Source organism: Patulibacter medicamentivorans (assembly GCF_000240225.1).
GTDB classification, from domain to species: Bacteria; Actinomycetota; Thermoleophilia; order Solirubrobacterales; family Solirubrobacteraceae; genus Patulibacter; species Patulibacter medicamentivorans.
Genome location: NZ_AGUD01000103.1, coordinates 1 through 4,277, shown reverse-complemented (window position 1 = coordinate 4,277; position 4,277 = coordinate 1). Strand labels below are relative to the sequence as shown.

General features: G+C 71.8%; 5 protein-coding genes. All 5 read left to right on the top strand.

Annotated elements, in window-relative coordinates:
- A partial coding sequence (locus PAI11_RS26985) for a hypothetical protein (RefSeq protein WP_040599399.1) occupies nt 1–265 on the top strand: 265 nt, incomplete at its 5' end.
- A gap of 10 nt (nt 266–275) precedes the next feature.
- A complete protein-coding gene (gene hpt, locus PAI11_RS08770; protein WP_007573236.1) occupies nt 276–824 on the top strand; it encodes a hypoxanthine phosphoribosyltransferase in 549 nt (182 codons plus the stop codon).
- A gap of 170 nt (nt 825–994) precedes the next feature.
- Nucleotides 995–2,965 carry an ATP-dependent zinc metalloprotease FtsH gene (ftsH, locus tag PAI11_RS08765; protein ID WP_007573233.1) on the top strand — a complete coding sequence of 657 codons (1,971 nt, stop codon included), beginning with the start codon at nt 995–997 and terminating at the stop codon, nt 2,963–2,965.
- A gap of 75 nt (nt 2,966–3,040) precedes the next feature.
- Nucleotides 3,041–3,862, top strand: a complete 822-nt coding sequence (gene folP, locus PAI11_RS08760) for a dihydropteroate synthase (protein WP_007573231.1) — start codon at nt 3,041–3,043, stop codon at nt 3,860–3,862.
- A gap of 77 nt (nt 3,863–3,939) precedes the next feature.
- On the top strand, nt 3,940–4,277 hold a 338-nt coding region (locus PAI11_RS08755), incomplete at its 3' end, for a hypothetical protein (protein WP_040599397.1).

Sequence of the window (4,277 nt, the reverse complement as noted above, 5' to 3'; positions counted from 1 at the left end):
CGCCGCCGCGCTGGTCGACGGCGACCCGGGGGAGGGCATCGCGACCGCGGCGCTGGCCGCGGCGCCGGTCGCGGTCGCCCGTCGCGCGCTGCGGCGGATCGCCGAGGACGCGGTCGGCCGTCCCTGCTCCCGGATCGAGCGGCGGCTGGAGGAGGTCCTGGCCCTCGACCCGCGCCGCCGCGGCCGCGCGGCGCTCGACGTCGGTGACGGCGTGCGGGTGGTGGCGACGGCCGAGCGGACGTGGTGCGAGCCGTTGGCCTCGTAGACTCGGGTCCGTGCGCGACCCGAACATCGGCGAGATCCTGATCCAGTCGGACGACCTCCAGCGGCGGGTGGCCGACATCGGCGCCGAGATCAGCCGCGACTACGAGGGCCGCGAGATCCTGCTGGTCTGCGTGCTCAAGGGCGCGGTGCTGTTCGTCGCCGACCTGATGCGCGAGCTGACGATCCCCTGCCAGGTCGACTTCATGGCCGTCTCCTCGTACGGCTCGGCGACCCGGTCGAGCGGCGTCGTGCGGATCCTCAAGGACCTCGACAAGCCGATCGAGGGCCAGCACGTGCTGATCGTCGAGGACATCATCGACTCCGGCCTGACGCTCCAGTACCTGCTGCGCAACCTCCGCTCGCGCAACCCCGCGTCGCTCGAGGTCTGCTCGCTGCTGACCAAGCCCAGCCGCCGCGAGGTCGACCTGCCGATCCGCTACACCGGCTTCGAGCTGCCCGACCGCTACGCCGTCGGCTACGGGCTGGACCTGGCCCAGCGCTACCGCAACCTGCCCTACGTGGCGGCGCTGACCGCCGCCGCGGTGGCCGCCGCCGACTGACGCCGCGGCGCCTCCGGAGGGCCATCCGCGGACCCGGTCCGGGGGCCCGCCGCCCGAGGCGTAACGGAGTCGCAACACCCACCCGGCGAGGCGGTTACAGCGCCGTTGCTACGCTTCGTCTCCGACCCCGTGCTTCCGTCGATCCGATGGGAACGGGGCCGGCACACCACATGAGCCGGTTCTTCAAGAGCGCACTGTTTCCCATCCTCATCGTGCTGTTGCTGGCGTTCTTCGCCCAGCGACTGTTCACGAGCGAGTCGACGGTGAAGGCCACCTTCAGCGAGTTCCAGACCCAGCTGGACAACAGCGAGATCGACCGAGTCGTCGTCCAGACCAAGGACAACTCGATCAAGGTCTACCTGAAGAACGACAAGACGTACCAGGTGGGCTACATCCCCGACTACGGCTCGCAGCTGGAGTCGCAGCTCGCTGCCGCGGCGCAGGAGAAGAAGATCACGAAGTACGACATCAAGTCGTCGCGCACTTCGGGTCTCTGGCAGATCCTCGCCTACGCGATCCCCTTCATCCTCTTCCTCGGCCTCTGGTTCCTGATCATGAATCAGGTCCAGGGTGGCGGCTCCAAGGTCATGCAGTTCGGCAAGTCGAAGGCCAAGCGGCTCTCGGTCGACTCGCCGAAGATCACCTTCCGCGACGTCGCCGGCGCCGACGAGGCGGTCGAGGAGCTGCACGAGATCAAGGAGTTCCTCGAGAACCCGAAGAAGTTCCAGGCGCTCGGCGCCCGGATCCCGAAGGGCGTGCTGCTCTTCGGCCCTCCGGGCACCGGCAAGACGCTGCTCGCTCGCGCCGTCGCGGGCGAGGCGGGCGTCCCGTTCTTCTCGATCTCCGGCTCGGACTTCGTCGAGATGTTCGTCGGCGTCGGCGCCAGCCGCGTCCGCGACCTCTTCGAGCAGGCCAAGCAGAACTCGCCCTGCATCATCTTCATGGACGAGATCGACGCCGTCGGTCGCCACCGCGGCGCCGGCATGGGCGGCGGTCACGACGAGCGCGAGCAGACGCTGAACCAGCTCCTGGTGGAGATGGACGGCTTCACGATGACGGACAACATCATCCTCATCGCCGCCACCAACCGCCCGGACATCCTCGACCCGGCGCTGCTGCGCCCGGGCCGCTTCGACCGCCAGATCGTCGTCGACCGCCCGGACCGCAAGGGCCGCGCGAAGATCCTCGAGGTCCACACCCGCGGCAAGCCGCTGGCCGGCGACATCGAGATCGAGGCCCTGGCCGGCCAGACCCCGGGCTTCACCGGCGCCGACCTGGCCAACCTCGTCAACGAGGCGGCGCTGCTCGCGGCTCGCTCCGGCAAGAAGCAGATCACCCAGCACGAGCTCGAAGAGGGCATCATGCGCGTGATCGCGGGGCCGGAGAAGAAGACCCGCGTGATGACCGAGAAGGAGCGCGAGATCACCGCGTACCACGAGATGGGCCACGCGTTCGTGGGCCACTTCCTGGAGAACGCGGATCCGGTCCACAAGATCTCGGTCGTCGGTCGCGGCCAGGCTCTCGGCTACACGATCTCGATGCCGTCCGAGGACAAGTTCCTCACCACGCGCGCCCAGCTGCTCGACCAGATGGCGATGACGCTCGGCGGCCGCGCGGCGGAGGAGATCGTCTTCGGCGAGATCACCACCGGCGCCTCGAACGACCTCGAGAAGGTCACCGCCACCGCCAAGCAGATGGTGATGCGGTTCGGCATGAGCGAGCGGCTCGGGCCGCGCGTCTTCGGCCACGACCACGGCCAGCCGTTCCTCGGCCGCGAGTTCAACTCGGAGCCCGACTACTCCGACGAGATCGCCCGCGAGATCGACGACGAGATCCGGCGGATCGTCGAGGACGCGCACCAGCGCGCCACCGACCTCCTGACCGAGCACCGCGAGCTGCTCAACCGGATCTCGGAGATCCTGATCCGGCGCGAGACGATCGAGCGCGACGAGTTCCTGGCGCTGCTCGACGGTCGCCACGAGGACGACGTCTTCCACGACGAGCCGCCGTCGCTGCCCCCGGGCGCGCCGTCGACCGACGAGGAGCGCACCGAGCGTCCGGCCCCAAGGCCGCTGCCGCGTCCCGGCCTCGGCACCGCGATGAGCGGTGGCGACGGTCCGGCGGGCCCCCAGCTGGCGTAGCCGGCGGCACCAACGAGACTCGACGACGGCGGCCCACGGGCCGCCGTCGGTCGTTCTGGGCGTACCCTCCCGGCGATGCCTGCGCCGTTCGCCGTGATGGGGATCGTCAACGTCACTCCGGACTCGTTCAGCGACGGGGGCGAGTGGTACGACCGCGACGCCGCCGTTCGCCACGGGCTCGAGCTGGCCGCGGCGGGGGCGACGATCCTCGACGTCGGCGGCGAGTCGACCCGGCCGGGAGCCGCCGCCGTCGACGAGCGCGAGGAGCTGCGCCGGGTCGTGCCGGTGATCGAGGGCCTGTCGGCGGCGCTGCCGGCCCTGACGCTGTCGGTCGACACCACCAAGGCGGCGGTGGCCGCCGCCGCGCTCGACGCGGGCGCGGCCTACGTCAACGACGTCAGCGGCCTGCGCCACGACCCCGAGATGGCGGCGCTGGTCGCCGACCGCGGGGCGCGCTGCTGCCTGATGCACATGCGGGGCGAGCCACGGACGATGCAGCAGGCGCCGCGGTACGACGACGTGGTCGACGACGTGCGGGCGTTCCTCGAGCGGCAGCTCGCGGCGACGGTCGCCGCCGGGGTCCCGGAGGAGCGGATCGACCTCGACCCGGGGATCGGCTTCGGCAAGACGCTCGAGCACAACCTCGAGCTGCTGCGGCGGCTCGACGAGATCGTGGCGATCGGCCCGCGGGTCGTGATCGGGACCTCGCGCAAGAGCTTCCTCGGGCGGATCACCGGCCGAGACGACCCCCGCCAGCGGCTGGCCGGGACGATCGCGACCAACGTCCTGGCGCTGGCCGCCGGGGCCCGGGTGTTCCGGGTCCACGACGTCGGCGCGGTCCACGACGCGCTGGCGGTCGCGGCGCGGGTGCTCGGGGACCCCGGACCGGCGCGCTGACGGGACCGACGATCCGCCGCCTGGTCCACCTGCTGCTCGCCCGACCACGGGCGATCGTCGTCGCCGCCGTCCTGCTGGTGGCGATCGGCGTCGGCTACGGCGTGCCGGTGATCGGCCAGCTGGGCGCCACCGGCGACGACTTCCAGGATCCGGCCGCGCCGGCCCGGCTCGCGGCCGACGCGATCGAGCGCCAGCAGCACCGCGAGCTGGGGGCGGCCAGCTACCCCGCGGTGGTCGTCGTGCGCGCTCCCGGCGACGTCCGGCGCGACGCTCGCGGCTCGCGCGCCCACGTCCGCCGGGTCGTGCGCGCGCTGAAGGGCGAGCGGGCGGTGCTGCGCGTGGTCGATCCGCTGGCCGGTCGTCGGGCGCTGGAGCGGGCGCGGGCGCGGGTCGATCGCCGGATCGCTCGCGGGCG